Raw genomic sequence first — 22,734 nt, forward strand, 5'->3', positions numbered from 1 at the left:
GATGCTGAGTTTCAACGGCCTCGTCGCGGTATGCGTCCTCTACGTGGCGGGACTGTTCGCGGTGGCCTTCCTCGCCGAGAAACGCGCCGCCGAGGGCAAGGCGCGCTGGCTCAACTCGCCCATCACCTACACGCTCAGCCTGTCGATCTACACGACGGCCTGGACCTTTTACGGCGCCGTCGGCTCTGCCGCGCGCTCGGGGTTGGAGTTCCTGACGATCTACCTTGGCCCGACGCTGGTTTTCATCGGGTGGTTCTGGCTTTTGCGCAAGATGGTGCGGATCGGGCGGGCGCAGCGGATCACCTCGATCGCCGACATGATCTCCAGCCGGTATGGCAAGTCAGGCGCGCTGGCGGCGATGGTGACGCTGCTCGCCGTGGTGGGCACGACGCCGTATATCGCGCTGCAACTGCAATCGGTGACGCTGTCCTTCTCGGTCTTTTCCGGCAATGGCGGGGCGGACGCGCCGGATGCGGAGGCCACGGCGATCTGGGTGGCGGCGGGCCTTGCGCTTTTTACCATCATGTTCGGAACGCGGTCGCTGGATGTGAACGAACGCCATCCCGGCCTGGTCTCGGCCATCGCGCTGGAGGCGATCGTGAAGCTTTTCGCGATCCTTGCGCTGGGGGTTTTCGTCGTCTGGGGCGTGGCGGACGGCCCCGGCGACATGCTGGCCCGGATCGAGGCCAGCCCCGTGATCGACACAAGCTGGAACGGTGCGCGCTGGGTGGGGATCACGGCGCTGGCGGGGGCGGCCATCCTGTGCCTGCCGCGCATGTTCCAGGTGCTGGTGGTCGAGAACTCGGACGAGCGGCACCTTGCGACGGCGGGCTGGGCCTTCCCGCTGTACCTGATGCTGATCAGCCTGTTCGTGGTGCCCATCGCCGTGATCGGGCTGGACCTGCCAAGCGCCGGGGACAACCCCGACCTTTTCGTTCTGACCGTGCCCTTGGGCCTGGGGCGCGACGGTCTGGCGCTGTTGGTGTTTCTCGGCGGCTTCTCGGCGGCGACCTCGATGGTCATCGTTGCCGCGCTGGCGCTGTCCACGATGGTGTCGAACCATGTGATCGTGCCGCTCTGGCTGCGGTTTTCGCGGGCCGAGGGGCCGACCTCGGGTGACATGCGGCGCGTGGCGCTGACGGCGCGGCGGCTGTCCATCGCGGGCGTGCTGTTCCTGGGCCTGTGGTACTATCGCCTGTCGGGCGGGGCCGACGCGCTGGCCGATATCGGGCTGATCGCCTTCCTCGGTGTGGCGCAGGTGCTGCCCGCGCTTCTGGGCGGCATCCTGTGGCGGGGGGCGACGCGGGTGGGGGCGGCGCTGGGCATCGGGGCGGGCTTCCTGATCTGGGCGTGGCTGCTCCTGATCCCGAACATGGCCGAGACCGGCGGCCTGATCCCCGCCATGCTGGAGGAGGGGCCGTTCGGCATCGGTTGGCTCAGCCCCGCGACGCCCCTTGGCTTGCAGGCGACCGATGGCCTTCTGACCGCGATGATCCTGTCGCTGGGGACCAACACGCTCCTCTTCATCCTCGGGTCGCTGTTTTCCTTTCCCAGCCCGCTGGAGCGGTTGCAGGGCGCGCAATTCGTCAATGTCTATGACCATTCCCGCGCGCTTCTGGGCTGGCGCGGGGCGGCGGGCACGGCCGATGACCTGCTGATCATGGCGCAGCGTATCCTCGGGTCGGGCCGGGCAGGGCGGCTGTTTCAGAGTGCCGCCGCCGCGCAGGGGCGCGAGGGGGCCTTGCCGGAACCGACCGCCGATTTCCTTGAAACGCTGGAGCGTGAACTGGCGGGCTCGGTCGGCGCGGCGACGGCGCATGCGATGGTGGCGCAGATCACCGGGGGGGCCAGCGTGTCGGTGCGCGACCTGCTGGCCGTGGCCGATGAAACGGCGCAGATCATGGAATATTCCAGCCAGCTGGAGGCGAAATCGGCCGAACTGGTCCGCACGGCGGAGCGCCTGCGCGAGGTGAACCAGAAACTGACCGAACTGTCGGTTCAGAAGGACGCCTTCCTCAGCCAGATCAGCCATGAGTTGCGCACGCCGATGACCTCGATCCGGTCGTTCTCGGAAATCCTGATGGAGTCCGATCCGCTGGACGATGCCGCGCGGGCGCGCTTTTCGCGCATCATCCACGACGAAAGCCTGCGCCTGACGCGGCTGCTCGACGACCTTCTGGACCTGTCGGTGCTGGAAAACGGGCGCGTGTCGCTGAACGAGGGGGAGGCGAGCCTGTCGGACGTGCTGGACCGGGCGATCTACGCCGCTGGCGCGCTGGAGGAGGGCGGGCGCATCGCCATCCGCCGCGACCGCGCGCGCGAGGCGGTGACGCTCTGGACCGACGCGGACCGGTTGGCGCAGGTCTTCATCAATGTGATCTCGAACGCGCAGAAATACTGCGATGCCGAGGCGCCGGAACTTTCGATCACCGTGCAGGGGCGCGGAGCCGAGATCGAGGTCGATTTCGTCGACAATGGCTCGGGCATCCCGCCGCGCCAGCAGACCCTGATCTTCGAGAAATTCGCCCGGCTGGACACGGCCAAGGGCGCGCCGGGGGCGGGGCTGGGCCTGGCCATCAGCCGCGAGATCATGGCGCGGCTCGGCGGCGACCTGGCCTATATGCCATCGAAGGTCGGCACGCGGTTCCGCGTGCGCCTGCCCGCGCGCGCGCAGGAAGCGGCCTGACGCCGGCGCGTTGGGGTTTTCTTAACCCTTTCCATGGCAGAACCGGGGTGATGCCCATCACCCCTTTTGCAGGCCAAAGACCGTGACCCACCAGCGCGCGACACCCGAGGGAGAGGCCGTGCTCCGCCGTATCGTCGCGGCCCATGCGGGGCAGCGACCGCCTGCGCCCGACCTTGCGCCGGTGTTGGAGCGTGCTTTCACGCGGGCGCTCCGGCATGCGAGCGTGCCGTTCGAGGGGCTGGGCCTGTCGCCGAGCTCCGTCACCGTCGCCACGTCCGTGCCATTGGACGCCGCGCTTGCCGCCTTGCCCGCGCATGGGCTGGTCGCCGTGCTGGAGGCCGAGGGCGGATCGCGCGGCATGATCGCCCTGTCGCATGGCGCGATGGACCCGCTGATCGAGGTGCAGACCACGGGGCGGGTCGAGGCCGCCGATCTGCCGCCGCGCCGCGTCACCGCCATCGACGAGGCGCTCAGCCGCGATTTCATCGACCTGACGCTTGCCGCCTTCGCGCGCGAGGCCGCGGAGGGGGAGGGGCGCGACTGGCCCGCGCGCATGGCCTATGGCAGCCGGGTCGAGGCGCGCGATCGGTTGACCCTGTTGCTGCCCGAGCGGGCGTATCACGCCCTCACCGCCGAGGTCGCCTTGGGCGAAACGGGCGCACGCAAGGGGCAGATCGTGCTGGTCCTGCCGCGCGACGCGGCCCTGGCCGACGCCAAAGGGGGCAAACCTGGCCGCGACGCGCCCGCACCCCCGCCGGGCTGGGAGGCGGGGCTGCGCGCGTCCCTGTCCGAAGCGCCGCTGGTGCTGGATGCCGTGCTGATGCGCCTGACCCTGTCCCTGGGCGAGGTCGAGGCGCTGTCGGAGGGCGATATCCTGCCCTTCGACCGCGCGGACCTCGCCTCGGTCGCGCTTGAAACGCCGGATGGCACCGTGGTCCTCAGCGCCGCCCTCGGGCAGCAGGGTGGCCGCCGCGCCTTGCGGGTCGCGGCGCCGGACAGGCCCCCGTCGGCCCCGGACAAGGCGGCGTTGGACGGCGACGACCGGCCCGCAGCCGACATCCCGGCGCCCGCGCCTGCCTCCGGGGGTGACGGCCCCGCTGTGGCACAGGTGGCAAAGGGCTGAGACGCGGTTGCAATCGGACCGGAGCTTGGCCAAGCTCGCGCAGCAAGGGCGAAAGGGGCAGGCGCATGGGCATCGCTGATTTCAAGGAAAGGGTCCGGTCGGGCACGCCGCTGGCGGGCACCTTCATGAAGACGCCTGCCATCGACGTGCTGGAGGTTCTGATCCTCGCCGGGCTCGATTTCGTCTGCCTCGATGCCGAGCACGCCCCGTTCGAGCGCGCGGCGATGAATGCCTGCGCCGCCCTGGCGCGCGCCGCCGATTTCCCGCTTCTGGTGCGCGTGCCGTCCAGCAGCGCCGAGCGGATCGGCATGGTGCTCGATCTCGGGGCCGTGGGAGTCGTCGTGCCCCATGTGACCGATGCCGAAACCGCCGCCCGCGTCGCACGGCAGTCGCGCTTTGGCCCCGGCGGGCGCGGTTTTGCCGGGTCCACGCGTTGGGCGGGGTTCGCCACGCGTCCCATGCCAGAGCTTCTGGCGCAATCGCGCGAGGAAACGGTGGTGATCGCCCAGATCGAAGACGCCGAAGCGGTCGGCGCGGTCGAGGAGATCGCGGCCACACCGGGGATCGACGCGCTGTTCCTGGGGCCGGCGGACCTGTCCGTGGGCTATGGCAAGGACAGGCAGGACAGCCCGGAACTGACCGCCGCGCTGGCCCGCGTGGGGGCGGCGGCCAAGGCCAACGGGCTGGGCTACGCGACCTTCGTGCCGAACGCCGCCGCGGCCAGGACGCTGGCCGAGGCGCATGGGCTGGGCATGTTCTTCATCGCCTCGGAACAGGCGTGGATGCTGCAGGGCGCGCGTGCCGCCGTCGCGGGCATCCGCGAGTTTTCCTGAGCGATGCAGCCGCCGATCGGTGGCCTTTAAGGCAAATCTGCCGCAATTGCGCCTGCAAATGACCTTGAAAACACCCCGCCCCTGCGCGGGTTCGATCCCGGTTTCACCCGACTAAAGCGCGATATTCGGAATGTCGCAAAGGGCCAAGACCCGCGCGACAGAGGCAGAAACACCATCCGGTTTGGCACGAACCGGCCCTAGAAAAGGGAACAGTCATGACCATCAAGCGCATCCTTCCCGCCATCACGCTCGGCGCCGCAATGATCCTGTCGGGCTGCGTGACGACGCCCGCCGTGAACGTCTCGTCGCGGAACGCCGGCCTCGACCTCGGCCCGGTAATCGACGTTCCGACGCAGAACTGGGATTTCGCCCGCCTCGTGGTTCTGGTTCCCGAAAACCTCGAGGTCTCCGAGGCCAACTCGATCAAGCCGCGCGCCGATATCGTCTGGCGCGAGGACCCGGTCGGCGACCGCCATGCCCAGGTGCAGGCCGTCATGCAGGCGGCGCTCGAGCCGACCCTGGCCCCGATGCAGGGCGCGACGCCGGTCACGGTCCAGATCGAGGTCACGCGCTTTCACGCCCTGACCGAGCGCGCCCGCTACACCATCGGCGGCGAGCACGAGATCGAGTTCACGGTCACCGTCGCCCATGCCGAAACCGGCCAGATCCTGTCCGGCCCGCGCGAGGTGGACCTGACCTTCCGCGCCTATGGCGGCCAGCAGGCCGTCGATGCCGAGGCGCAGGGCATCACGCAGCGCGTGCGCATCACGCAGCGCCTGCAACAATGGGTTCATACCGAGTTTTCACAGACCCTTGTGGGCGCGCTCGGCAGCTAACCCTTTCGCAAATTCCGAACCCGGTTTAAGGGGGGCGCATGACAGCGTCCCCCTTTCCCGTCCTGCGCCTGAAACCCAAGGCCGATGCCCGCCGCATCCGCCATGGCCACCCCTGGGCCTGGTCCGACGACCTCGTGCTTGACCGGCGGTCGCGCAAGATCGCGCCCGGCGCCCTGGCGATCCTCGAAGATGCCGAGCGTCAGCCGCTTGGCGTGGGCATCGCGACGGTCGAGGCCCGCATCGGTCTGCGCCTTCTGGATCGCGACGCGTCGGCGAAGATCGACGCGGACTGGCTGCGCGCGCGGCTGTCGGCGGCGCTGGAGCTTCGGACGCGGATCTATGATCAGCCCTTCTACCGCCTCGTCCATGCCGAGGGGGACGGGCTGCCCGGCCTGATCGTCGACCGCTTCGGCGACACGCTGGTGATGCAGCCCAACGCGCTCTGGCTGGAGGAGCGTCTCGACACCCTGACCGCGCTTCTGTCCGAACTGACCGGGGCGCTGACGATCCTCAAGAACGGCACCTCGCGCGCCCGCGCGGCCGAAGGATTGCCCGAGGAGATGGCGGTTCTGACCGGTGACGCGCCCGATGGCCCGATCCCGGTGCCGATGACCGGGGCCACCTATGCCGCCGACGTCATGGGCGGGCAGAAGACCGGCCTGTTCTTTGACCAGCGCCCGAACCACGGCTTTGCCGCCGGGATGGCGCAGGGCGCGCGGGTGCTCGACGTGTTCTCGCATGTGGGCGGCTTTGCGCTGGCCTGCCTTGCCCATGGCGCGCAGAGCGCACTGTCGGTCGATGCCTCCGAGGCCGCGCTGGCGCTGGCGGGGCAGGGGGCGGAACTGTCGGGCGTGGCAGATCGGTTTTCCACCCGTTCAGGCGATGCCTTCGACGTGATGACCGCGTTGCAGGGCGAGGGTGCGCAGTTCGACCTCGTCATCTGCGATCCGCCCGCTTTCGCGCCGTCGAAACAGGCGCTGCAACAGGGCTTGCGCGCCTATGAACGTGTCGCAAGGCTGGCAGCCGACCTTGTTGCGCCGGGGGGCACGCTGATCCTGTGTTCCTGTTCGCACGCCGCGGACCTGTCGAAATTCCGCATGGCCTGCCTGCGCGGGATCGGGCGGGCGGGGCGCGACCCGCGCCTGATCTACACGGGCTTTGCCGGGCCGGATCATCCGCAGCATCCCAGCCTGACCGAGACGGGCTATCTCAAGGCGCTCGCGTTCCGGCTGATGCCATGAGCGCACCGCGCTACGTGCTGGATGCCTGCGTGCTCTATCCCACCGTGCTGCGCGAGATCCTTCTGGGCTGCGCGGCGGGGGGGCTGTTCGCGCCGCTCTGGTCGCCGCGCCTGCTGGAAGAATGGGCGCGCACGGCGCTGAAACAGGGCGGACCGGCGGACGAGTTGCTGGCGCGGGGCGAGATCGCGCGGCTGCGCGCGACTTTCCCCGAGGCCGAGATCCGGCACGAGGCCGAGGAAGAGGCACCGCTCTGGCTGCCCGATCCGGGCGATATCCACGTGCTGGCCACGGCGCGCGCGGGCGGGGCGCAGGCCATCGTCACGCTGAACATGCGCGATTTCCCGACGCGGGAACTGGCCGGGTTCGGCCTGATCGCGCTGCACCCCGATACGCTGTTCTTGAACGCGCTGGAACGCGACGCCGGGACGGTCCGCGCCGCCGTCACCGCGACCCATGCCGAGGCCGAACGCCTGGCCGGGGAAGACCTGCCCCTGCGCGCGCTGTTGAAACGGGCCCGCCTGCCGCGCCTCGCCAAGGCAATGGCACGGACCTGACCCCATCTTTATCCCTGAAATATGCCGGGGGTTTGGGGGCAGCGCCCCCAAGTCACTCGCTCGGCAATTCGCGGCGCCAGCGGGCCTCCATCGCCTCGATGGCCGCGATCCGGTCCTCGGTCTTGGGGTGGCTCATCAGCCAGGCCGGTGTGCCGCGCCCGGCCATGCCGGTCAGATGTTCCAGCTTTTCGAACAGCGATTTCTGCGGCGTTGTGCCGATCCCGGCCTTGGTCAGCAGCGCCGAGGCATAGGCGTCGGCCTCGTATTCGTCCTGCCGGCTGAGCCGGGCGGCCAGAAGCGACGCGAGGGTATTGGCCAGCCACACGCCAACGCCGGGGATCAGCCGGCCCAGGATGCCCGCCAACACCACGCGCACGGCGTTCTGGCCGGAAAAGTCGATCATCCGCCGCCGCGAATGGCCAAGGGCGACATGGCCCATCTCATGCGCGATCACGCTGGCCAGCTCCTCGGCGCTGACCTCTCCGCTGCGGTAGCGGTCGTAGAACCCGCGCGTCAGGAAAATCCGCCCGTCGGGCGCGGCGAGGCCGTTCACAACCGGCACCTCGTAGATATGCACCGGGATGCGCTCCAGCCCCAGCGCCTCGGCCATGCGGTCCGTCAGGCGCCTGAGCGTCGCATCGGCCAGTTCGGTCGATTTCGCATCCAGCTCCTTGCGGGTGCGCCAGGCCGAGAACTGGTACATCGCAAGCGCATAAAGGATGGCGAGAAGGATGGGCGTGAATTTCAACATGACCCAGATATGGGGCGCGGCGCGGGACCCGGCAATGGGCGCATGCGCTCAGGTGGGGTGCGCCTCAGGATTTGCGGCGTTCCTGCAGGCGAACGAGGGCCTCTTTCGCCCGCCGCCCGGCTTCGCCGCGGGGGATCAGGGGCCGTTGACGCAGCGCGGCGCGCAGCCAGAGCGCGCAAAGCCCCAGCGCCACAAGGGCCGCCAGAAGGCCCGTCACGTCGCCCAGAAGCTGCCCAAGGACCACGATATTGTCGGCAAAGACCGCGCCGAGGCCGACATAGACGGTGACCCAGACGAGTTCCCCCGCCACGCCCGCGCGGGTGAAGCGGCTCCAGCGCAGCCCGGCCGCCCCGGCGGCGAAATTCACGTATGGGCCGAGCGGCGAGACCAGCCAGCGGCTGAAGAACACGGCCCACCCGCCCTTGTCGATGATCTGGCGCCGGGCCTTTTCCATCAGGTGCGCGCGCCGGGGGGAGCGGCTGGCGCTGGCCGCGTAGCGTCCGCCCGCGTGGCCGATGTAATACCCCAATTGGTCGCCGAGGATCGCGCCGGTCAGCGCCGCCATCGCGGCCTGCCACAAGACAAGGTCGCCCGAGACGGCGAACCCGCCCGCCGACAGCATCAGCAGCGAACTGGGCACGGGCAGGGCGAGGCAGGACAGGAAGGTGCCAACCCCCAGCACGACCAGCCCGTAAATCGGGACAAGGGCGAGGATGTCCTCGGTCATTCGCCGCGCCTCGGACGTCCGGCGCCCGTGCCCGTCCCCGTGGCCGCAAGGGCGGCCTCGATCTCGGCGATGACCTGCTCAAGCGGAACGCCCCGCGCCTCGGCGATCTGGTTCAGCGTCGGGCGCGCGGTGGGAAACTCGGGATGCGCCAGGCCGATCGCGTCGCGCAAGACCTCGCCCTCGACTTGGTAGGAGCGGGCGATATAGCCCGGCGTCATCCAGCCTTCGAGCGGCTGGTTCCGATGCGCGGGATCGGCCCAGTAAAGCGTGTGCAATACGAGGCGCACGAGGAAGAAGATCGCCACGGCCAGCGCAAGGGCGAAGGCGACCAGGGCCGGGCGGTGATGCGCCCAAAGGTAGGACAGGGCGCGGGGGCGCTCGGCCCTCACCGGCCCAGTTCCCGCATGCCGCGATCGATGCCTTCCAGCGTCATTGGCACCATGCGTCCTTCGAAGATCTGGTCGATCATGCCGATGGATTGCGTATATTTCCAATGCCTCTCGGGCACCGGGTTGATCCACATGTGGTCGGGCCATTGCGCCCGCGCGCGGTGCAGCCAGACCTGCCCCGGTTCCTCGTTCCAATGCTCGTTCGCGCCGCCAGCAAAGGCGATCTCGTAGGGCGACATGGAGGCATCGCCCACGAAGATGCATTTGTAGTCCGAGCCGTAGGTGTTCATCACCTCATGCGTCGGGATCTGCTCGTTCCAGCGGCGGCGATTGTCGCGCCAGACGGATTCGTACAGGCAATTGTGGAAATAGTAGTATTCCAGGTGCTTGAACTCGGCCCGGGCGGCGCTGAACAGTTCCTCGACCACCCGAATATGGTCGTCCATCGAGCCGCCCACGTCGAGAAACAGGATCACCTTTACCGCGTTGCGCCGCTCGGGGCGGGTCTTGACGTCGAGATAGCCGTGTTCGGCCGTGGCGCGGATCGTGCCGTCGAGGTCGAGTTCCTCGGCCGCGCCGTCGCGCGCCCATTGGCGCAGGCGCTTGAGCGCCACCTTGATGTTGCGGGTGCCCAGTTCCACGTCGCCATCGAGGTTCTTGAACTCGCGCTTGTCCCAGACCTTGACCGCGCGGCGGTGGCGGCTTTCGTGCTGGCCGATGCGCACGCCCTCGGGGTTGTAGCCATAGGCGCCGAAGGGCGAGGTGCCGGCGGTGCCGATCCACTTGTTGCCGCCCTGGTGGCGGCCCTCCTGGTCCTTGAGCCGTTCGCGCAAGGTTTCCATCAGCTTGTCGAAGCCGCCAAGCGCCTCGATCTCGGCGCGTTCTTCCGCGGTCAGGTGCTTTTCGGCGAGCTTTTCCAGCCATTCTCGGGGGATCTCGGTCGCCTCAAGCACGTCCTCGGCGGTGATCTGCTCCAACCCGCCGAAGGTATGGGCAAAGGCCTGGTCGAAGCGGTCGAGGTGGCGTTCGTCCTTCACCATCGCGGCGCGGGCGAGGTAATAGAACCCGTCCACGTCATAGGTGACGAGGCCCTTCGACATGCCTTCGAGAAAGGCGAGATATTCGCGCAAGCTGACCGGGATGCGCGCCGCGCGCAGGGTTTCGAAGAAGGGCAGGAACATGCCCCCTATCTAGGAGCAGCGTGGCCCGGTCCGCAACCGTTCAGGGCGCGGGCATCAGCAGCATGGCGAAAGTGCCCAGCAGAAACCCGATGATCGCCAGGACAGCCGTGTATTGCGCGATGTCCAGCCGGTTGCCGTTGCGCCGCCATGCCAGAAAGGCGCCAAGCGCCGCGCCCAGAAGGGCGCCGATCAGGTTCAGCATCTGATAGGTCCTCGTCTCGCCTGCCTCAGCCGCCGGGTGACAGGGCGGCCACCTCGGTCAGCCGCGCGCCCACCGCCGCGCTGGCGCCGAAGCCATAGCGGCCCCAGGCCAGACTGTCGAGGCGCACGGCCCGCGCTTCGGAGGCGCGCCCGACATCTTCCAGCGCCTCGGCCCGGATCATCAGCAACGTCGAGAGAAGCGCCGCGTTCTGCGCCCGCGTGGCCGCCGGCATCGCGGCATTGGTCAGGCGCAGCGCCTCGTCCGCGCGGCCCGAGGAAAGCGCGAAGGCGGCCAGCTGCATGTCCACATGGGCGGTCTGGATGCCGTTCGGCGCGATCCGGTCGTAGATCCCCGCCGCGCGCTGGAAGGCCGCGACCGAGGTTTCCACGTCGCTGGACAGCGTCAGGCGTCCGAGGGCGAAATGCGAAAAAGCCAGCCGCCCGTCGGTCCAGCCCGCGTTGCGCGCGATGGTCACGGCGTTCTGGGCGGCGGCGATGCGCGCGCGGTCCGAACTGCCCGGCCCAAGCGCGGTTTCGATGGCCTCGATCCAGGCGCGGGGCGTGGGGCTGATGCGGCCGCCCGCGCTGCGGTTCCCGCGCGGGTTCAGGCGCGACAGGATCTCGGGCAGGGCGGCGGCCACTTCGGCCCGCGTCATGCCCGAGCGCAGCGTCTCGTCGTAATAGGCGCGCAGGATCAGCATGTCGAAGCCGGTCAGCACGGCGTTGAAATTGTCGTCGTTGAAGACGGAATCGGGCAGGCGATAGAGGTCGTTGAGCGGCCCCAGGGCTTGCGAGACCTCTTCGTGCAGGCAGTCGCGGATTTCCTGCGGGGCCACGTCGGACGGGATGAAGACGGCCACGCGTTCGCGGGTTTGCAGCGTCGTCCAATCCAGCGTCCCGCCGGACCGTGCGCGGCGGAACTCGCCCCAGCTGCTGACGCGCGGGACCACGAAACAGGCGGCTTGCGGCACGACGCGCTGCATGCGGTCACGCGGCAGGGTCTCGATGGTGATGCCGGCGGGCCCGTCGCCCGCGCCCACGCGGCGGATGTCGAGCCCCGCCTCGGCGCGCAGCCGCGCGATCAGCCGGTCGAGATCGGCGCCAAGGGTCGCAGGCGCCCCGGCGGCCACGGCGACGGTGATCGGCCCTTCGAACCGGCTCAGGCGTTCGATCGGGCGACCCGATTCCATCATGAAGGACAGGTCGAGGAAATCGCGCGCGATCTCGGCGTTCGAGCGGCTGGGCGGGTCCGTGCGCTCGGGACCGAAGCGGTTCATCGGCGGCATGTCCTGCGGCAGCGCCGCGTCATGGCGGGCCGAGACCTCGGTGTAGCCGGCCGTTGACGGGGTGCAGCCCGCAAGCGCCAGGGCCGAGAGGCAGGCGATGCCGGCAAGGGTCCGGGTCAGGCGCTTGGGGCAGGGGGGCATGGTCACCTCAACTCCGGCTGTATTTCATGAAATCGGTGGCGACACCGATCCGGTCGTAAAGGCGCCGCGCGGTGGCGTTGCCCGTCTGCGTCATCCAGTAGACCGAGGGCCGATCATGGGTGTCGGCATCGGCATAGACCGTCTCGATCAGCTTGCGGCCCACGCCGGTGCCGCGCGCCTCTGGCCGGGCGTAGAGGTCTTGCAGATAGGTGATCGGCGCCACCTGCCAGCCATGGGCATGGACGATCACATGCACCAGCCCCACGGCGCGCCCGCCATCCCAGGCCAGCCACGCCTTCATGTCCTCGCGCGCGGGATCGGTATAGCGCCCGAAGGTCGTGTCATAGACCGCCTGATCCCGCTCGGTGCCGTAGAAGGCCAGGTAGTCCCGCCACAGCGGGGCCCATGCCTCCCGGTCGCCCGGTTCGAGGGGGCGGATCTGGATGGAGTTCGTCACTCTGCCTGCCTTGCGCGTCTGCCCGTTTATCCACGAGCCTTGGGAATGATTATGGCAGGAATCGGGATGGGAACCAGCCGCTTTGCGATCGCGTCGGCGGTGTGTTGCCGGAACGCCCTTACCTTTGCCGCCGCGCCATGAAGGCCAGCCGTTCGAACAGGGCCACGTCCTGTTCGTTCTTCAAGAGCGCCCCGTGCAGTTTCGGCAAGGCGCTGGCCCCGTCTCGGCGCAGGTCCTCGGGGTCCAGATCCTCGGCCAGGAGCAGCTTGAGCCAATCCAGAACCTCCGAGGTGGACGGCTTTTTCTTCAGCCCCTGCTGCTCGCGGATTTCGTAGAACTGCGTCAGCGCGGTGCTCAGAAGCTGCTGCTTGATGCCCGGAAAATGCACTTCGACGATCTGCTTCATCACCTCCATCTCGGGGAAACGGATGTAATGGAAGAAACAGCGCCGCAGGAAGGCGTCGGGCAGTTCCTTTTCATTGTTCGAGGTGATGATGACGATGGGGCGCGTGACGGCGCGGATCGTCTCGCCGGTTTCGTAGACGAAGAATTCCATCCGGTCGAGTTCCTGCAACAGGTCGTTTGGAAACTCGATATCGGCCTTGTCGATCTCGTCGATCAGCAGGACGGATTTGCCCTCGGATTCGAAGGCCTCCCAAAGCTTGCCCTTCTTGATGTAGTTCTTCACGTCATGGACGCGTTCGTCGCCCAACTGGCTGTCGCGCAGGCGGCTGACAGCGTCGTATTCGTAAAGGCCCTGCTGCGCGCGCGTCGTCGACTTGATGTGCCATTCGATGATCGGCAACCCCAGCGAAGTCGCCACCTGCTGCGCCAGTTCGGTTTTCCCCGTGCCCGGCTCGCCCTTGACCAGCAGGGGCCGTTCCAACGTGACGGCGGCGTTGACCGCCACGGTCAGATCCTCGGTTGCAACATAGTCGGATGTGCCTTCGAACCGCATGGGTGCCCTCGTTTCCGCTCGCATTCCCTCCGACCTAGGCGGCGCGCGCGGCGAAGTCCAGCCAAGCGGCCGGAACAGGCCTGAGCCCGGCCTTTGCCCGACCTCGGCAACGCGGGCTTGATGCAAATCAGGGCGGCGATTCGCGGATTTGCCCAGACAGGACCCGTTGTGGCAGCGGGACAGGTTTCCTTTTGGGTCCACGCGCATTAGGAGGTGACAAGCCAAGGCCGCTCGGGTAATCGGGCGGCGGGTGGCCGGAAAGGACAATTTCATGTCTGAGATCGAACCCGGCCCCGTCGAGGGGAGCAAGATGAAAGCCGAGATCTTTCTGCCGGAAGATTATCGTCCCGCCGAGGACGAACCGTTCATGAACGAGCGCCAGCTCGAATATTTTCGTCGCAAACTCGAATCCTGGAAGGCCGATCTGCTGGAGGAAAGCCGGTCGACCGTGGAGACGTTGCAGGATGGCACGCGCAACATTCCCGATGTGGCCGACCGCGCCTCGGAGGAAACGGACCGCGCGCTGGAACTGCGCACGCGCGACCGCCAGCGCAAGCTGATCGCCAAGATCGACTCGGCGCTGCGCCGCATCGAGGAAGGCGAGTACGGCTATTGCGAGGTCACGGGCGAGCCGATTTCGCTCAAGCGCCTCGATGCCCGTCCGATCGCCACCATGAGCCTCGAGGCGCAGGAACGCCACGAGCGCCGCGAAAAGGTGCATCGCGACGACTGACCGCGCGGTATCCGCCGGCCAGCAGAGCTAAAGAACAAGGGCGTTCCGGATCCGGGGCGCCCTTTTGGGTTTTCGGGGGACAGGCATGTTGATCGGGCAAGAGATCACGGTTCTGGGCGGCGGCATCGGCGGGCTGGCGGTGTCGCTGGCCTTGGCGCGGCACGGGGCGCGGGTCACCGTGCTGGAACAGGCGCCCGCGATCACCGAGGTCGGCGCCGGCATCCAGATCAGCCCCAATGGCTGGGTCGTTCTGAAAGCGCTCGGCGTGGCCGAGGCGGTGGCCCAGCAGGCGCCGCGCGCGCGCGCCGTGCGGCTGCGCGATTTCCGCCGCGGGGCCGAGGTCTTCTCCATGCCGCTGAACGATCCTGCCAAGCCCTGGCATTTCGTCCATCGTGCCGATCTCGTCGAGGTGCTGGCCGAGGCCGCGCGGGGCGCCGGGGTCGCCTTGCGGCTGGGCACCCGCATCACAGCCGTCACGCCCGAGGGGGAGGGCGCGCGGATCACGCTGGAGGATGGACGCGAGGAGGTCCACGGCCTGACCATCTCTGCCGACGGCCTGCATTCGCCCGCCCGCAAGGTGCTGAACCCGCGCACGCGGCCCTTCTTCACCGGTCAGGTCGCCTGGCGCGCGACCATCCCGCAGGATGGCAGCCTCGCCCCCGAGGCGCATGTGTTCATGGGGCCGGGCCGTCACCTGGTGCGATACCCGCTTCGGCGGGGCAAGCTGGTCAATATCGTCGCCGTCGAGGAACGCGATGGCTGGGTCGCCGAGGGGTGGCATCACACCGATCACCCCGCCAACCTGCGCCGCGCCTTTTCCGATTTCTGCCCCGAGGTGAAGGGCCTCCTGGCCCGCGCGGAGGAGGTGAACCTCTGGGGGCTTTTCCGCCACCCGGTTGCGGTCAACTGGTACCAGGGCGGCCTTGCGCTGCTTGGCGATGCGGCGCATCCGACGCTGCCCTTCCTTGCGCAGGGCGCGAACATGGCGCTCGAAGACGCCTGGACCCTCGCGCGCTGCCTCTCCGAGGAGGATCTGCCCGAGGCCGCGCTCGCCCGCTACCAGGCCCTGCGGCGCGACCGCACCGCCCGCATCGTCGAGGCCGCCACCGACAACGCGACGAACTACCACCTGCGCCCGGGTCCCTTGCGCTTTGCCGCCCATAGCGCGCTGCGGCTGGCCGCCCGCGCCGCTCCGCACGCCGTGACCAACCGCTACGCGTGGATCCACACCCACGACGTGACGGCCTGATCCCCTCTTTATCCTGGAAAATATGCCGGGGGAGCGCGAGGGGGCAGCGCCCCCTCGCACGGGTCGACCGCGCAGCGGGCGAAACCCCTCAGGTCAACGAGTAATCCGGCAGGTGGCTGAACGCCTCGCGCAGGGCCTCGCCCCAGCCCGAGGAGATCGCTTCGAAAAACGCGTCGTCGCGTTCGATCCGGCGCAGGATCCCGGTGCGGAACGTGTCCGCCTCGTAGATATGCAGGTCCAGCGGCAGCCCCACGGACAGGTTCGCCTTGATCGTCGAATCGAAGCTCAGCATCAGAAGCTTCACCGCTTCCTCGAAGCTCATGGCCGGATCATAGGCGCGCACGAGGATCGGCTTGCCGTATTTCGTCTCGCCGATCTGGAAGAACGGCGTGTCGTCGGCGGCCTCGACGAAATTGCCCTCGGGGTAGATCAGGAACAGGCGCGGCTCGCCGCCGCGGACCTGGCCCGCAAGGATCAGGGTGGCGGAAAACGGGCTGTCGGCCTGCGGCCCTTCGATACCGGACTGGTCGCGGATCACCTCGCGCAGGGTTTCGCCCACCAGCTTGGCCGCCTGGAACATCGACGGCGCCTCCAGGATCGAGGGCGCGCCGCGATCCTCGGCGGGCTTGCTGCGCTCGTTCAGAAGGCTGATCACGGCTTGCGTGGTGGCAAGATTGCCGGCCGTCATCAGCGTGATCGAGCGTTCGCCCTCGGTCTCCCAGATGAACATCTTGCGAAACACGCTGATATTGTCGATGCCCGCGTTCGTGCGGGTGTCGGACATGCAGACCAGCCCACGGTCCAGCTTCAGCCCCACACAATAGGTCATTGCCCCGGCGCCTTTTCGATTGGATGCGGACGCATCGCTTTACTGCTGCTGCACCATGATGTCGATGCCCATCGCATCGCCCGCGCCGCCGAAATGCATGCCCGAAACCGGGGCGGCCTCGCGGTAGTCCAGCCCCGTCGCCACGCGCACGTAGCGTGCATCCGGCGAATAGCCGTTGGAGACGTCGAACCCGACCCAGCCAAGCCCCTCGACATGGGCCTCGGCCCAGGCGTGGCTGGCATCCTGGTGAATGCGGTCTTCCATCATCAGGTAGCCCGAGACATAGCGCGCCGGGTATCCCATCGACCGCGCCGCGGCGACGAAGATATGGGCATGGTCCTGGCAGACGCCGCAGCCGTGTTCGATCGCTTCCTCGGCGGTGGTCGTGGCATGGGTGGTGCCGATCTCGTAGGGCACCTCCTCGATGATGCGGGCCGACAGCGCGTGCAGGCGCGGCACGTCCTCGGCAACCTCGTCGCGCAACCCCTTGGCAAGACGGCGCACATTGGGGCCCGCGCGGGTCAGTTCGGTGGATTTCTGGAAATGCCACAGCGGGGCAAACCCGGTGTGCTTGCCCACGATCCCGTGCAGGTCGGCGTTCTCGACCTCGCCCTCGCAATGAATCACGACCGAGGTCGCGCCCGCGTCGAACGAGATCAGCGTCACCCGGTTCTGGTGGTGGTCGTTGTAGTCCGTCTGGATCTCGCCGCCCTCGATTGACATCTGCCAATCGACGACGGCCTGACCGGCCCGGCTCTTGGGGGTCAGTCGCAGCTGTTGCAGCCCGTATGGCACGGGCTGGTCGAAATTGTAGGTCGTCGTATGCTTGATCTTCAGTTTCATAGGGGTCCTGACGCGCGCTATCCGAGGAAACGGTAGTCCTGTTCGATCTGCCCGCCAAGGCGCGCCACATCGGTCAGGAAGTCGGTAAGGAATTCATGCAGCCCGTCCTCGAAAACGTGTTCGATCGTGGCGCTGCTCAACCGCGCGTTCAGCCCGTCGATCTGGTCGTGGCTGGCGTGGCGCTGGCCGTATTGTTCGGCGAGATATCGCAGGTTCGTCGACATCTTCGCGACCGAGAATTTCAGCGAGCGCGGCATGCGCCCGTCGAAAATCAGGAAGTCGGCGATGCCCATCGGGTTCGACTCGCCCTGGTTCAGCCAGCGATAGGCGCGTTGCCCGGCGACCGAGCGCAGGATCGTCTCCCACTGCACGTTGTCGAGGCTGGAGCCGATCTGGTTGATCGACGGCAGCAGCACGTAATACTTCACGTCGAGGATGCGCGCGGTGTTGTCGGCGCGTTCGATGAAGGTGCCGAGGCGGGCGAAATCGAAGATGTCGTTCCTGAGCATCGTGCCCGCCATCGAGCCGCGCACCAGCGCCGATTGCTGCCGCACCATGGCCAGCACCGCGGGCAGGTCGCGCGGACGCACCGGACGGGCCAGCGCGTCCTTCATCAGCATGTAGGTGTCGTTCACGGCCTCCCACACCTCGCGGGTGATCGCGGTGCGCACGAGGCGCGCATTCTGCCGCGCCGCCGTGATCGCAGACAGGACAGAGGACGGGTTGGACATGTCGCGCAGCATGAAGTCGATGGCCTTGGCGGCCTCCAACTCCTCGTGGCGCTGGTAGTAGAGGTTGGCCACGGCGGCGGTCTGCAACACGCTGTGCCATTCGTCGTCATCCCCGGCGGCCCGTGTCAGCGCGATGCGGAACCCCGCCTCGATCAGGCGCGCGGTGTTTTCGGACCGTTCGAGATAGCGGAACATCCAGAAGAGCCCGCCGGCTGTCTTGCCCAGCATGCGCCTATTCCTCCAGAACCCAGGTGTCTTTGGTGCCGCCGCCCTGGGACGAGTTCACGACAAGGCTGCCCTTCTTCATGGCGACCCGCGTCAGCCCACCCGGCGTGATGGTGCAGCCTTGCGGGCTGACCAGCGCGAAGGGGCGCAGGTCGACATGGCGCGGCGCCAGCCCCGCCTTGGTCAGGACCGGGCAGGTCGACAGCGCCAGCGTGGGCTGGGCGATATAGTTGCCCGGCCGGGCCTCCAGCTTCTTGCGGAAGGCCGCGACCTCCTTCTTCGAGGCGGCGGGGCCCACCAGCATGCCGTAGCCGCCCGAGCCGTGCACCTCTTTCACGACCAGGTCTTCGAGGTGGTCGAGCACATAGGCCAGGCTGTCGGCCTCGGAACACCGCCAGGTGGGCACGTTTTGCAGGATCGCCTTCTCGCCGGTGTAGAATTCCACGATATCGGGCATGTAACTGTAGATCGCCTTGTCATCGGCGATGCCCGTGCCGGGCGCATTGGCGATGGTGATCCCGCCCGCGCGATAGACATCCATGATCCCCGGCACACCCAGCATGCTGTCGGGGTTGAAGTTCAGCGGGTCGAGGAAATCGTCATCGATGCGGCGGTAGATCACGTCGATGGGCTTGTAGCCGCGCGTGGTGCGCATGGCGATGCGTCCGTCGAGGACCCGCAGGTCGTGGCCTTCGATCAGTTCGACGCCCATCTGGTCGGCGAGGAAGGCGTGTTCGAAATAGGCCGAGTTGTGGATGCCGGGCGTCAGCACCGCGACCGTCGGTGTCTCCGTGGTCATGGCGGGGGCGCAGGCCGCGAGCGAGCGGCGCAGCTGGATCGGGTAATCCTGCACCGGCTGCACCTTGATGCGGCTGAACAGCTCGGGGAACATCTGCAGCATCGTCTCGCGGTTTTCCAGCATGTAGCTGACCCCGGAGGGCGTGCGCGCGTTATCCTCGAGCACGTAGAACTCGTCCTCGCCGGTGCGGACAAGGTCGGTGCCGACGATGTGGGTATAGACGCCCCCCGGCGGCTTCATCCCGATCATCTGCGGCAGGAAGGCTTCGTTCTTGGCGATCAGATCGACAGGCACGCGGCCGGCGCGCAATATCTCCTGCCGGTGATAGATGTCGTAGAGAAACGAGTTGATCGCGCGCACCCGCTGCTCGATCCCGCGCGTCAGGCGCGCCCATTCGCGGCCTGAAATGATGCGTGGCACGATGTCGAAGGGGATCAGGCGTTCGTCTGCCTCGGCTTCGCCATAGACATTGAAGGTGATCCCGGTGCGCCGAAAGAAGGCCTCGGCATCGAGGGATTTCTTGCGCAGTTCCGTCAGGTCCTCGCCCGAGAACCACGCGTCATAGGCGCTGTAGGGGGGGCGGGCCCCGCCGGCACCGCCCGTCATCTCGTCGAAAAACTGAGTCGTGTCTGACATGTCACTACTGTCGCATCCCGGTCACATCGCTGCAAATGTGACGGCAAAACCGCTTGCATCCAAGGGGTTGTCGCGCCCGGATGCGGGCAAATGCCTGAATTTTAGGCAAATTGCCTAGGTTTCGAGCCAGATCGTGATCGGCCCGTCATTGGTCAGGCTGACCGCCATCTCGGCGCCGAAGCATCCGGTCTCGACCTTGGGGCCAAGCGCGGCCAGGGCGCGGGCGTAATGTTCGTACAGGCGTTCGCCCTCATCGGGCGGGGCGGCGGTGGAAAAGCCGGGCCGGTTGCCCGAGCGCGTGTCGGCGGCCAGCGTGAACTGGCTGACAACCAGCGCCTCGCCGCCCACGTCCAGAAGCGAGCGGTTCATCTTGCCCGCGTCGTCGTTGAAGATGCGCAGCTTGGCGGTCTTGGCGGCCAGCTTCTCGGCCTCGGCCTCTGTGTCGCCCTGCATGGCGCAGACGAGGATCATCAGCCCCGGACCGCATTGGCCGACCACCTCTCCGGCGACCTCGACGCGGGCGCCGGTGACACGCTGGATCAGCGCCCTCACGCGATCTCCTCGCGGCGGGGCGGGTTGGCGCCGGCGCGCGTCACCGTCACGGCGGCGGCTTTCACGCCCAGCTCCAGCGCGGCGCGCAGCCCGTCCTCGGGCAGCCCCTCGGCCAACAACGCCTTGTCCAGAAGCCCCGCATCGGACAGGCCCGCCAAGAGGCCTGCGTTGAACGTGTCGCCCGCGCCGACGGTATCGACGACCTCGACCGTGGTGGCATCGACATGCACCTCGCCGCCGGGGCCGAAGGCGGTCACGCCCGCGGCGCCCTGCGTCACCAGAACCAGCTTCGGGCCTTTCTTCTGCAACTCGCTGGTCAGCTCGACAAAGCTGCGGTCGCCCATCAGCCAGCGCAGGTCGTCGTCCGAGAGCTTCACGATATCGGCATGCGACAGCATCCGGTCCATCCGGGCGCGGAACCGTTCTTCCTCGGCGATGAAGCCGGGGCGGATATTGGGATCGAGCATCACGACGCGGCCCGCCCCGGCGGCGCGGGCGGCCAGCGCGGCATAGGCCTCGGCGCAGGGTTCGACGGCAAGGCTGATGCCGCCGAAGAAACAGGCCGCGCAATCCTCGGGGATCGCGGGCAGGTCGGCCTCCGTCAGCATGCGCCCGGCGGTGTTCTCGTCATAGAAGGCGTAGCTGGCCTGCCCATCGGTCAGCGTGACGAAGGCCAGCGTGGTCGGGCGGTCCGAGCGCGCGGCAAGGCCATGGCCCACGCCATTCGCGGTCAGCACGTTGGACAAACGCTCGCCGAACAGGTCGGTGGACAGGCCCGTGAAGAACTGCGTCGCCACGCCGAGGCGCGACAGCGCCACGGCGGTGTTCAGGACCGAGCCGCCGGGATAGGGGGCAAAGGCCGCCTCGCCCTTCTCCGTCTTGCGCGGCAGCATGTCGATCAGCGCTTCTCCGGCACACAGGATCATCGGAGCCCTCCGTTTTTGGCACGGCCCAAGTGCTAGCCCGTGGACCGGCCGGTCGCCAGCCCTTTTGACGCAAATCAAGGCGAGTCGCGCGCTCGGACAGGATGATTGCACCTGCAATGAAACCATTTCACGAAGGAGGGTGTCATGGTTGAATCTGCCCATAAATCCGGCTTTTTCCCATCTCTCGCCGACCCGTTGCGCCAGTTCGGATCGAAGGTCGCGGACTGGTTCGCGCCCGCCGCCGAGGCGGCGGTGAACGGCAGCGCCTACCGCATCTCGATGGAGGTGCCGGGGGTTGCCGAAGGCGATATCGACGTCACCGTGCACGAGGGCGTCGTCACCGTGACCGGCGAGAAGAAATCCGAGCGCGAGGAGAAAGGGGAAACCTGGTTCTTCTCGGAACGCGAATACGGGTCGTTCTCGCGCAGCTTCCGCCTGCCGCCCGATGCCGATGGCGACAAGGTCGATGCCGACCTGAAGGACGGGCTGTTGACGATCACAGTGCCCAAGCGGGCCGAGACCCCGCCCGAAGGCGCGCGCAAGGTGTCCATCCGCAAGGGCTGATGCGCGTTACTTGGTCGGTGGTGTGAAGGTCGGCGTCTGGACGGGTTGCGGCGGCGTGAAGCCGGTCGTCTGGCTGGGGGCGGGCAGGCTGCCGCTTTGCGGGAAGCCGCCATTGTCCAGCACTTCCAGCCCGTAGAGAACGCCGCCTGCGATGATGATCGCCGCCAGGATCGCCAGCGCGATCTTGATCCAGCTATAGGGGCGTTCGCCCTGCACCTTGCCGGTCTGGCCGTTCACCACGAAGCGGTAGGATTTGCCGCGATACTTGTAGGCGGCCAGCCAGACCGGCAGCAGGACATGCTTGAACGTCACCGCAGAGACGTTCACGTCCATCTTCGAGATGCGCTGCGCGTCGCCGCCGATATCGCGGCGAATGTCGCGGCGGATCTGGTTGTCCATGATCGCGCGCGCTTCGACCATCCCGTCTTCCAGGTCGATCTGGTAGGCCTCGGCCCGGAACCCCGACAGGAATTCCGGCTTGTAATCGGCCAGTTTCGTCAGGTCCCAAGGCGCAAGACCGTCGGTATAGGACTTGGGCAGCGAGCGGGAGGCCAGCACCAGCACATCGTCGAAGAAGCGCGCCACGCGGCCCCGCACGAAGGTCCAGCGCATGCGCCGTTCCTGCCGTGGCTTGCCATCGGGTCCGCGGACCGTGACGTAATAGGCATCGCCGCGCTGACCGCGATAGGCGGTCCGGGTATCGGCGTCATAGGTCCAGTAGGGCACGTAGATCCCGTCGAGCTTGCGCCCGTTGCGGGCGTATTCCTTCAGCCCGTTGGGCGCAAACCACAGCTTGCCCAACCAGTCGTTCATCGCCTTGTGCGCCTCGCGCTCGGTCACGCCGAAGGGCAGGACGCCCTGCGGCTTGATATGGCGGTGCGTGCCGGTATCGGTGACCACGGGCGTGGCGCAGAACGGGCATTCCTGGCTGTGCACATTCGGGTCGAATTCCACCTGCGCGCCGCAGCTCGGGCATTGGGAAACGCGGGTTTCCTCCATCTCGATTTCGGAGTGGTCCCTGCGCCGGGCGTCCTCGAAATCGAATTCGACATGCGCCTCGCCGGTGCCGTCCAACTCGCCCGCTTCGATCCCTTCCTCGTGGCCGCAATGGTCGCAGATCAGTTTCCCGTCGGCGGGGGCATAGCGCATGTCGGACCCGCAGGACGGACAGGGAAAGCGATGCTCGTCCTCGGGGCGGCGGGCTTCGGGGTCGGCGTCGAAAGTGTCGGACATGAGGGATTCCGCGGCTCGGGAGGCTTGGGGCAATCAGACACCCCATGCGC

At 67.6% G+C, this 22,734-nt stretch carries 24 protein-coding genes; 9 read left to right on the top strand and 15 right to left on the bottom strand.

What is annotated here, in order from left to right:
• Nucleotide 1: 1 nt before the first annotated feature.
• From ABD923_RS03690 to ABD923_RS03715, 6 genes are all read left to right on the top strand, one after another.
• On the top strand, nucleotides 2–2,686 hold the full coding sequence (locus tag ABD923_RS03690) for an ATP-binding protein (protein ID WP_259546612.1): 2,685 nt from the start codon (nucleotides 2–4) through the stop codon (nucleotides 2,684–2,686).
• A gap of 82 nt (nucleotides 2,687–2,768) precedes the next feature.
• A complete protein-coding gene (locus ABD923_RS03695) occupies nucleotides 2,769–3,809 on the top strand; it encodes a FliM/FliN family flagellar motor switch protein (RefSeq protein ID WP_345229420.1) in 1,041 nt (346 codons plus the stop codon).
• Between the two features lie 65 nt (nucleotides 3,810–3,874).
• Nucleotides 3,875–4,642, top strand: a complete 768-nt coding sequence (locus ABD923_RS03700; RefSeq protein ID WP_259546609.1) for an HpcH/HpaI aldolase family protein — start codon at nucleotides 3,875–3,877, stop codon at nucleotides 4,640–4,642.
• 215 nt (nucleotides 4,643–4,857) lie between these two features.
• On the top strand, nucleotides 4,858–5,478 hold the full coding sequence (locus ABD923_RS03705; RefSeq protein ID WP_259546608.1) for a DUF6778 family protein: 621 nt from the start codon (nucleotides 4,858–4,860) through the stop codon (nucleotides 5,476–5,478).
• 38 nt (nucleotides 5,479–5,516) lie between these two features.
• Complete coding sequence (locus ABD923_RS03710; RefSeq protein ID WP_259546607.1) at nucleotides 5,517–6,719, top strand: RSP_2647 family RNA methyltransferase; 1,203 nt, start codon at nucleotides 5,517–5,519, stop codon at nucleotides 6,717–6,719.
• Complete coding sequence (locus ABD923_RS03715) at nucleotides 6,716–7,273, top strand: RSP_2648 family PIN domain-containing protein (protein WP_259546606.1); 558 nt, start codon at nucleotides 6,716–6,718, stop codon at nucleotides 7,271–7,273. The genes ABD923_RS03710 and ABD923_RS03715 overlap by 4 nt, the downstream gene beginning before the upstream one ends.
• 52 nt (nucleotides 7,274–7,325) lie before the next feature.
• On the opposite strand, the gene ABD923_RS03720 is transcribed toward ABD923_RS03715, so the two are convergent.
• From ABD923_RS03720 to ABD923_RS03755, 8 genes are all read right to left on the bottom strand, one after another.
• Nucleotides 7,326–8,024 carry a M48 family metallopeptidase gene (locus tag ABD923_RS03720; protein ID WP_259546605.1) on the bottom strand — a complete coding sequence of 233 codons (699 nt, stop codon included), beginning with the start codon at nucleotides 8,022–8,024 and terminating at the stop codon, nucleotides 7,326–7,328.
• Nucleotides 8,025–8,088: 64 nt separating this feature from the next.
• Nucleotides 8,089–8,751 carry a DedA family protein gene (locus ABD923_RS03725; RefSeq protein ID WP_259546603.1) on the bottom strand — a complete coding sequence of 221 codons (663 nt, stop codon included), beginning with the start codon at nucleotides 8,749–8,751 and terminating at the stop codon, nucleotides 8,089–8,091.
• On the bottom strand, nucleotides 8,748–9,140 hold the full coding sequence (locus ABD923_RS03730; RefSeq protein ID WP_259546601.1) for a hypothetical protein: 393 nt from the start codon (nucleotides 9,138–9,140) through the stop codon (nucleotides 8,748–8,750). Before ABD923_RS03730 ends, ABD923_RS03725 begins: the two co-directional genes overlap by 4 nt.
• Nucleotides 9,137–10,321 (bottom strand): vWA domain-containing protein, encoded by a 1,185-nt coding sequence (locus ABD923_RS03735; protein WP_222188213.1) that lies wholly within the window; start codon nucleotides 10,319–10,321, stop codon nucleotides 9,137–9,139. Before ABD923_RS03735 ends, ABD923_RS03730 begins: the two co-directional genes overlap by 4 nt.
• A 40-nt stretch (nucleotides 10,322–10,361) precedes the next feature.
• The gene (locus ABD923_RS03740; RefSeq protein WP_259546599.1) at nucleotides 10,362–10,523 is read right to left on the bottom strand and encodes a hypothetical protein; all 162 of its coding nucleotides are present in this window, start codon (nucleotides 10,521–10,523) and stop codon (nucleotides 10,362–10,364) included.
• Nucleotides 10,524–10,548: 25 nt separating this feature from the next.
• The gene (locus ABD923_RS03745; RefSeq protein WP_259547424.1) at nucleotides 10,549–11,949 is read right to left on the bottom strand and encodes a DUF2927 domain-containing protein; all 1,401 of its coding nucleotides are present in this window, start codon (nucleotides 11,947–11,949) and stop codon (nucleotides 10,549–10,551) included.
• Nucleotides 11,950–11,956: 7 nt separating this feature from the next.
• Nucleotides 11,957–12,406 carry a GNAT family N-acetyltransferase gene (locus ABD923_RS03750; RefSeq protein WP_259546598.1) on the bottom strand — a complete coding sequence of 150 codons (450 nt, stop codon included), beginning with the start codon at nucleotides 12,404–12,406 and terminating at the stop codon, nucleotides 11,957–11,959.
• 118 nt (nucleotides 12,407–12,524) lie between these two features.
• Nucleotides 12,525–13,364: an AAA family ATPase gene (locus ABD923_RS03755; RefSeq protein WP_259546597.1), complete on the bottom strand. Its 840-nt coding sequence runs from the start codon at nucleotides 13,362–13,364 to the stop codon at nucleotides 12,525–12,527.
• A 310-nt stretch (nucleotides 13,365–13,674) separates the two neighbouring features.
• On the opposite strand from ABD923_RS03755, the gene dksA reads away from it, so the two are divergent.
• Together dksA and ABD923_RS03765 are read left to right on the top strand one after the other, a co-directional pair.
• On the top strand, nucleotides 13,675–14,097 hold the full coding sequence (dksA, locus tag ABD923_RS03760; RefSeq protein ID WP_222189618.1) for an RNA polymerase-binding protein DksA: 423 nt from the start codon (nucleotides 13,675–13,677) through the stop codon (nucleotides 14,095–14,097).
• Between the two features lie 85 nt (nucleotides 14,098–14,182).
• On the top strand, nucleotides 14,183–15,346 hold the full coding sequence (locus ABD923_RS03765) for an FAD-dependent monooxygenase (protein WP_259546596.1): 1,164 nt from the start codon (nucleotides 14,183–14,185) through the stop codon (nucleotides 15,344–15,346).
• A gap of 88 nt (nucleotides 15,347–15,434) precedes the next feature.
• Here ABD923_RS03765 and ABD923_RS03770 read toward each other — a convergent pair whose 3' ends face one another.
• From ABD923_RS03770 to ABD923_RS03795, 6 genes are all read right to left on the bottom strand, one after another.
• Nucleotides 15,435–16,175 (bottom strand): proteasome-type protease, encoded by a 741-nt coding sequence (locus tag ABD923_RS03770; protein ID WP_259546595.1) that lies wholly within the window; start codon nucleotides 16,173–16,175, stop codon nucleotides 15,435–15,437.
• Nucleotides 16,176–16,214: 39 nt separating this feature from the next.
• Nucleotides 16,215–17,018, bottom strand: coding sequence for a transglutaminase family protein (locus ABD923_RS03775; protein WP_259546594.1), 804 nt, complete (start codon nucleotides 17,016–17,018; stop codon nucleotides 16,215–16,217).
• A 17-nt stretch (nucleotides 17,019–17,035) separates the two neighbouring features.
• A complete protein-coding gene (locus ABD923_RS03780) occupies nucleotides 17,036–17,977 on the bottom strand; it encodes an alpha-E domain-containing protein (protein ID WP_259546593.1) in 942 nt (313 codons plus the stop codon).
• A gap of 4 nt (nucleotides 17,978–17,981) precedes the next feature.
• The gene (locus tag ABD923_RS03785; RefSeq protein ID WP_259546592.1) at nucleotides 17,982–19,409 is read right to left on the bottom strand and encodes a circularly permuted type 2 ATP-grasp protein; all 1,428 of its coding nucleotides are present in this window, start codon (nucleotides 19,407–19,409) and stop codon (nucleotides 17,982–17,984) included.
• A gap of 114 nt (nucleotides 19,410–19,523) precedes the next feature.
• Nucleotides 19,524–19,961 carry a D-aminoacyl-tRNA deacylase gene (dtd, locus tag ABD923_RS03790; RefSeq protein ID WP_259546591.1) on the bottom strand — a complete coding sequence of 146 codons (438 nt, stop codon included), beginning with the start codon at nucleotides 19,959–19,961 and terminating at the stop codon, nucleotides 19,524–19,526.
• Nucleotides 19,958–20,887 carry a carbohydrate kinase family protein gene (locus ABD923_RS03795; protein ID WP_259546589.1) on the bottom strand — a complete coding sequence of 310 codons (930 nt, stop codon included), beginning with the start codon at nucleotides 20,885–20,887 and terminating at the stop codon, nucleotides 19,958–19,960. Before ABD923_RS03795 ends, dtd begins: the two co-directional genes overlap by 4 nt.
• Before the next feature lie 144 nt (nucleotides 20,888–21,031).
• Between ABD923_RS03795 and ABD923_RS03800 the strand changes: the two genes are divergently transcribed.
• Nucleotides 21,032–21,451 carry an Hsp20/alpha crystallin family protein gene (locus ABD923_RS03800; RefSeq protein WP_259546588.1) on the top strand — a complete coding sequence of 140 codons (420 nt, stop codon included), beginning with the start codon at nucleotides 21,032–21,034 and terminating at the stop codon, nucleotides 21,449–21,451.
• Between the two features lie 6 nt (nucleotides 21,452–21,457).
• Here ABD923_RS03800 and ABD923_RS03805 read toward each other — a convergent pair whose 3' ends face one another.
• Entirely contained in the window at nucleotides 21,458–22,684 is a 1,227-nt protein-coding gene (locus ABD923_RS03805; protein ID WP_259546587.1) for a TFIIB-type zinc finger domain-containing protein, read from the bottom strand.
• Nucleotides 22,685–22,734 lie beyond the last annotated feature (50 nt).

It is taken from the genome of [Roseibacterium] beibuensis (assembly GCF_039542305.1).
GTDB classification, from domain to species: Bacteria; Pseudomonadota; Alphaproteobacteria; order Rhodobacterales; family Rhodobacteraceae; genus Roseibacterium; species Roseibacterium beibuensis.

Excerpts from the sequence above, each read along its gene's own strand:
- ABD923_RS03690 (WP_259546612.1), top strand. The coding sequence starts at position 2 with ATGCTGAGTTTCAACGGCCTCGTCGCGGTATGCGTCCTCTACGTGGCG.
- ABD923_RS03700 (WP_259546609.1), top strand. The coding sequence starts at position 3,875 with ATGGGCATCGCTGATTTCAAGGAAAGGGTCCGGTCGGGCACGCCGCTG.
- ABD923_RS03705 (WP_259546608.1), top strand. The coding sequence starts at position 4,858 with ATGACCATCAAGCGCATCCTTCCCGCCATCACGCTCGGCGCCGCAATG.
- ABD923_RS03710 (WP_259546607.1), top strand. The coding sequence starts at position 5,517 with ATGACAGCGTCCCCCTTTCCCGTCCTGCGCCTGAAACCCAAGGCCGAT.
- ABD923_RS03715 (WP_259546606.1), top strand. The coding sequence starts at position 6,716 with ATGAGCGCACCGCGCTACGTGCTGGATGCCTGCGTGCTCTATCCCACC.
- ABD923_RS03720 (WP_259546605.1), bottom strand. The coding sequence starts at position 8,024 with ATGTTGAAATTCACGCCCATCCTTCTCGCCATCCTTTATGCGCTTGCG.
- ABD923_RS03725 (WP_259546603.1), bottom strand. The coding sequence starts at position 8,751 with ATGACCGAGGACATCCTCGCCCTTGTCCCGATTTACGGGCTGGTCGTG.
- ABD923_RS03735 (WP_222188213.1), bottom strand. The coding sequence starts at position 10,321 with ATGTTCCTGCCCTTCTTCGAAACCCTGCGCGCGGCGCGCATCCCGGTC.
- ABD923_RS03740 (WP_259546599.1), bottom strand. The coding sequence starts at position 10,523 with ATGCTGAACCTGATCGGCGCCCTTCTGGGCGCGGCGCTTGGCGCCTTT.
- ABD923_RS03745 (WP_259547424.1), bottom strand. The coding sequence starts at position 11,949 with ATGCCCCCCTGCCCCAAGCGCCTGACCCGGACCCTTGCCGGCATCGCC.
- ABD923_RS03755 (WP_259546597.1), bottom strand. The coding sequence starts at position 13,364 with ATGCGGTTCGAAGGCACATCCGACTATGTTGCAACCGAGGATCTGACC.
- dksA (WP_222189618.1), top strand. The coding sequence starts at position 13,675 with ATGAAAGCCGAGATCTTTCTGCCGGAAGATTATCGTCCCGCCGAGGAC.
- ABD923_RS03765 (WP_259546596.1), top strand. The coding sequence starts at position 14,183 with ATGTTGATCGGGCAAGAGATCACGGTTCTGGGCGGCGGCATCGGCGGG.
- ABD923_RS03770 (WP_259546595.1), bottom strand. The coding sequence starts at position 16,175 with ATGACCTATTGTGTGGGGCTGAAGCTGGACCGTGGGCTGGTCTGCATG.
- ABD923_RS03775 (WP_259546594.1), bottom strand. The coding sequence starts at position 17,018 with ATGAAACTGAAGATCAAGCATACGACGACCTACAATTTCGACCAGCCC.
- ABD923_RS03780 (WP_259546593.1), bottom strand. The coding sequence starts at position 17,977 with ATGCTGGGCAAGACAGCCGGCGGGCTCTTCTGGATGTTCCGCTATCTC.
- ABD923_RS03785 (WP_259546592.1), bottom strand. The coding sequence starts at position 19,409 with ATGTCAGACACGACTCAGTTTTTCGACGAGATGACGGGCGGTGCCGGC.
- ABD923_RS03795 (WP_259546589.1), bottom strand. The coding sequence starts at position 20,887 with ATGATCCTGTGTGCCGGAGAAGCGCTGATCGACATGCTGCCGCGCAAG.
- ABD923_RS03800 (WP_259546588.1), top strand. The coding sequence starts at position 21,032 with ATGGTTGAATCTGCCCATAAATCCGGCTTTTTCCCATCTCTCGCCGAC.
- ABD923_RS03805 (WP_259546587.1), bottom strand. The coding sequence starts at position 22,684 with ATGTCCGACACTTTCGACGCCGACCCCGAAGCCCGCCGCCCCGAGGAC.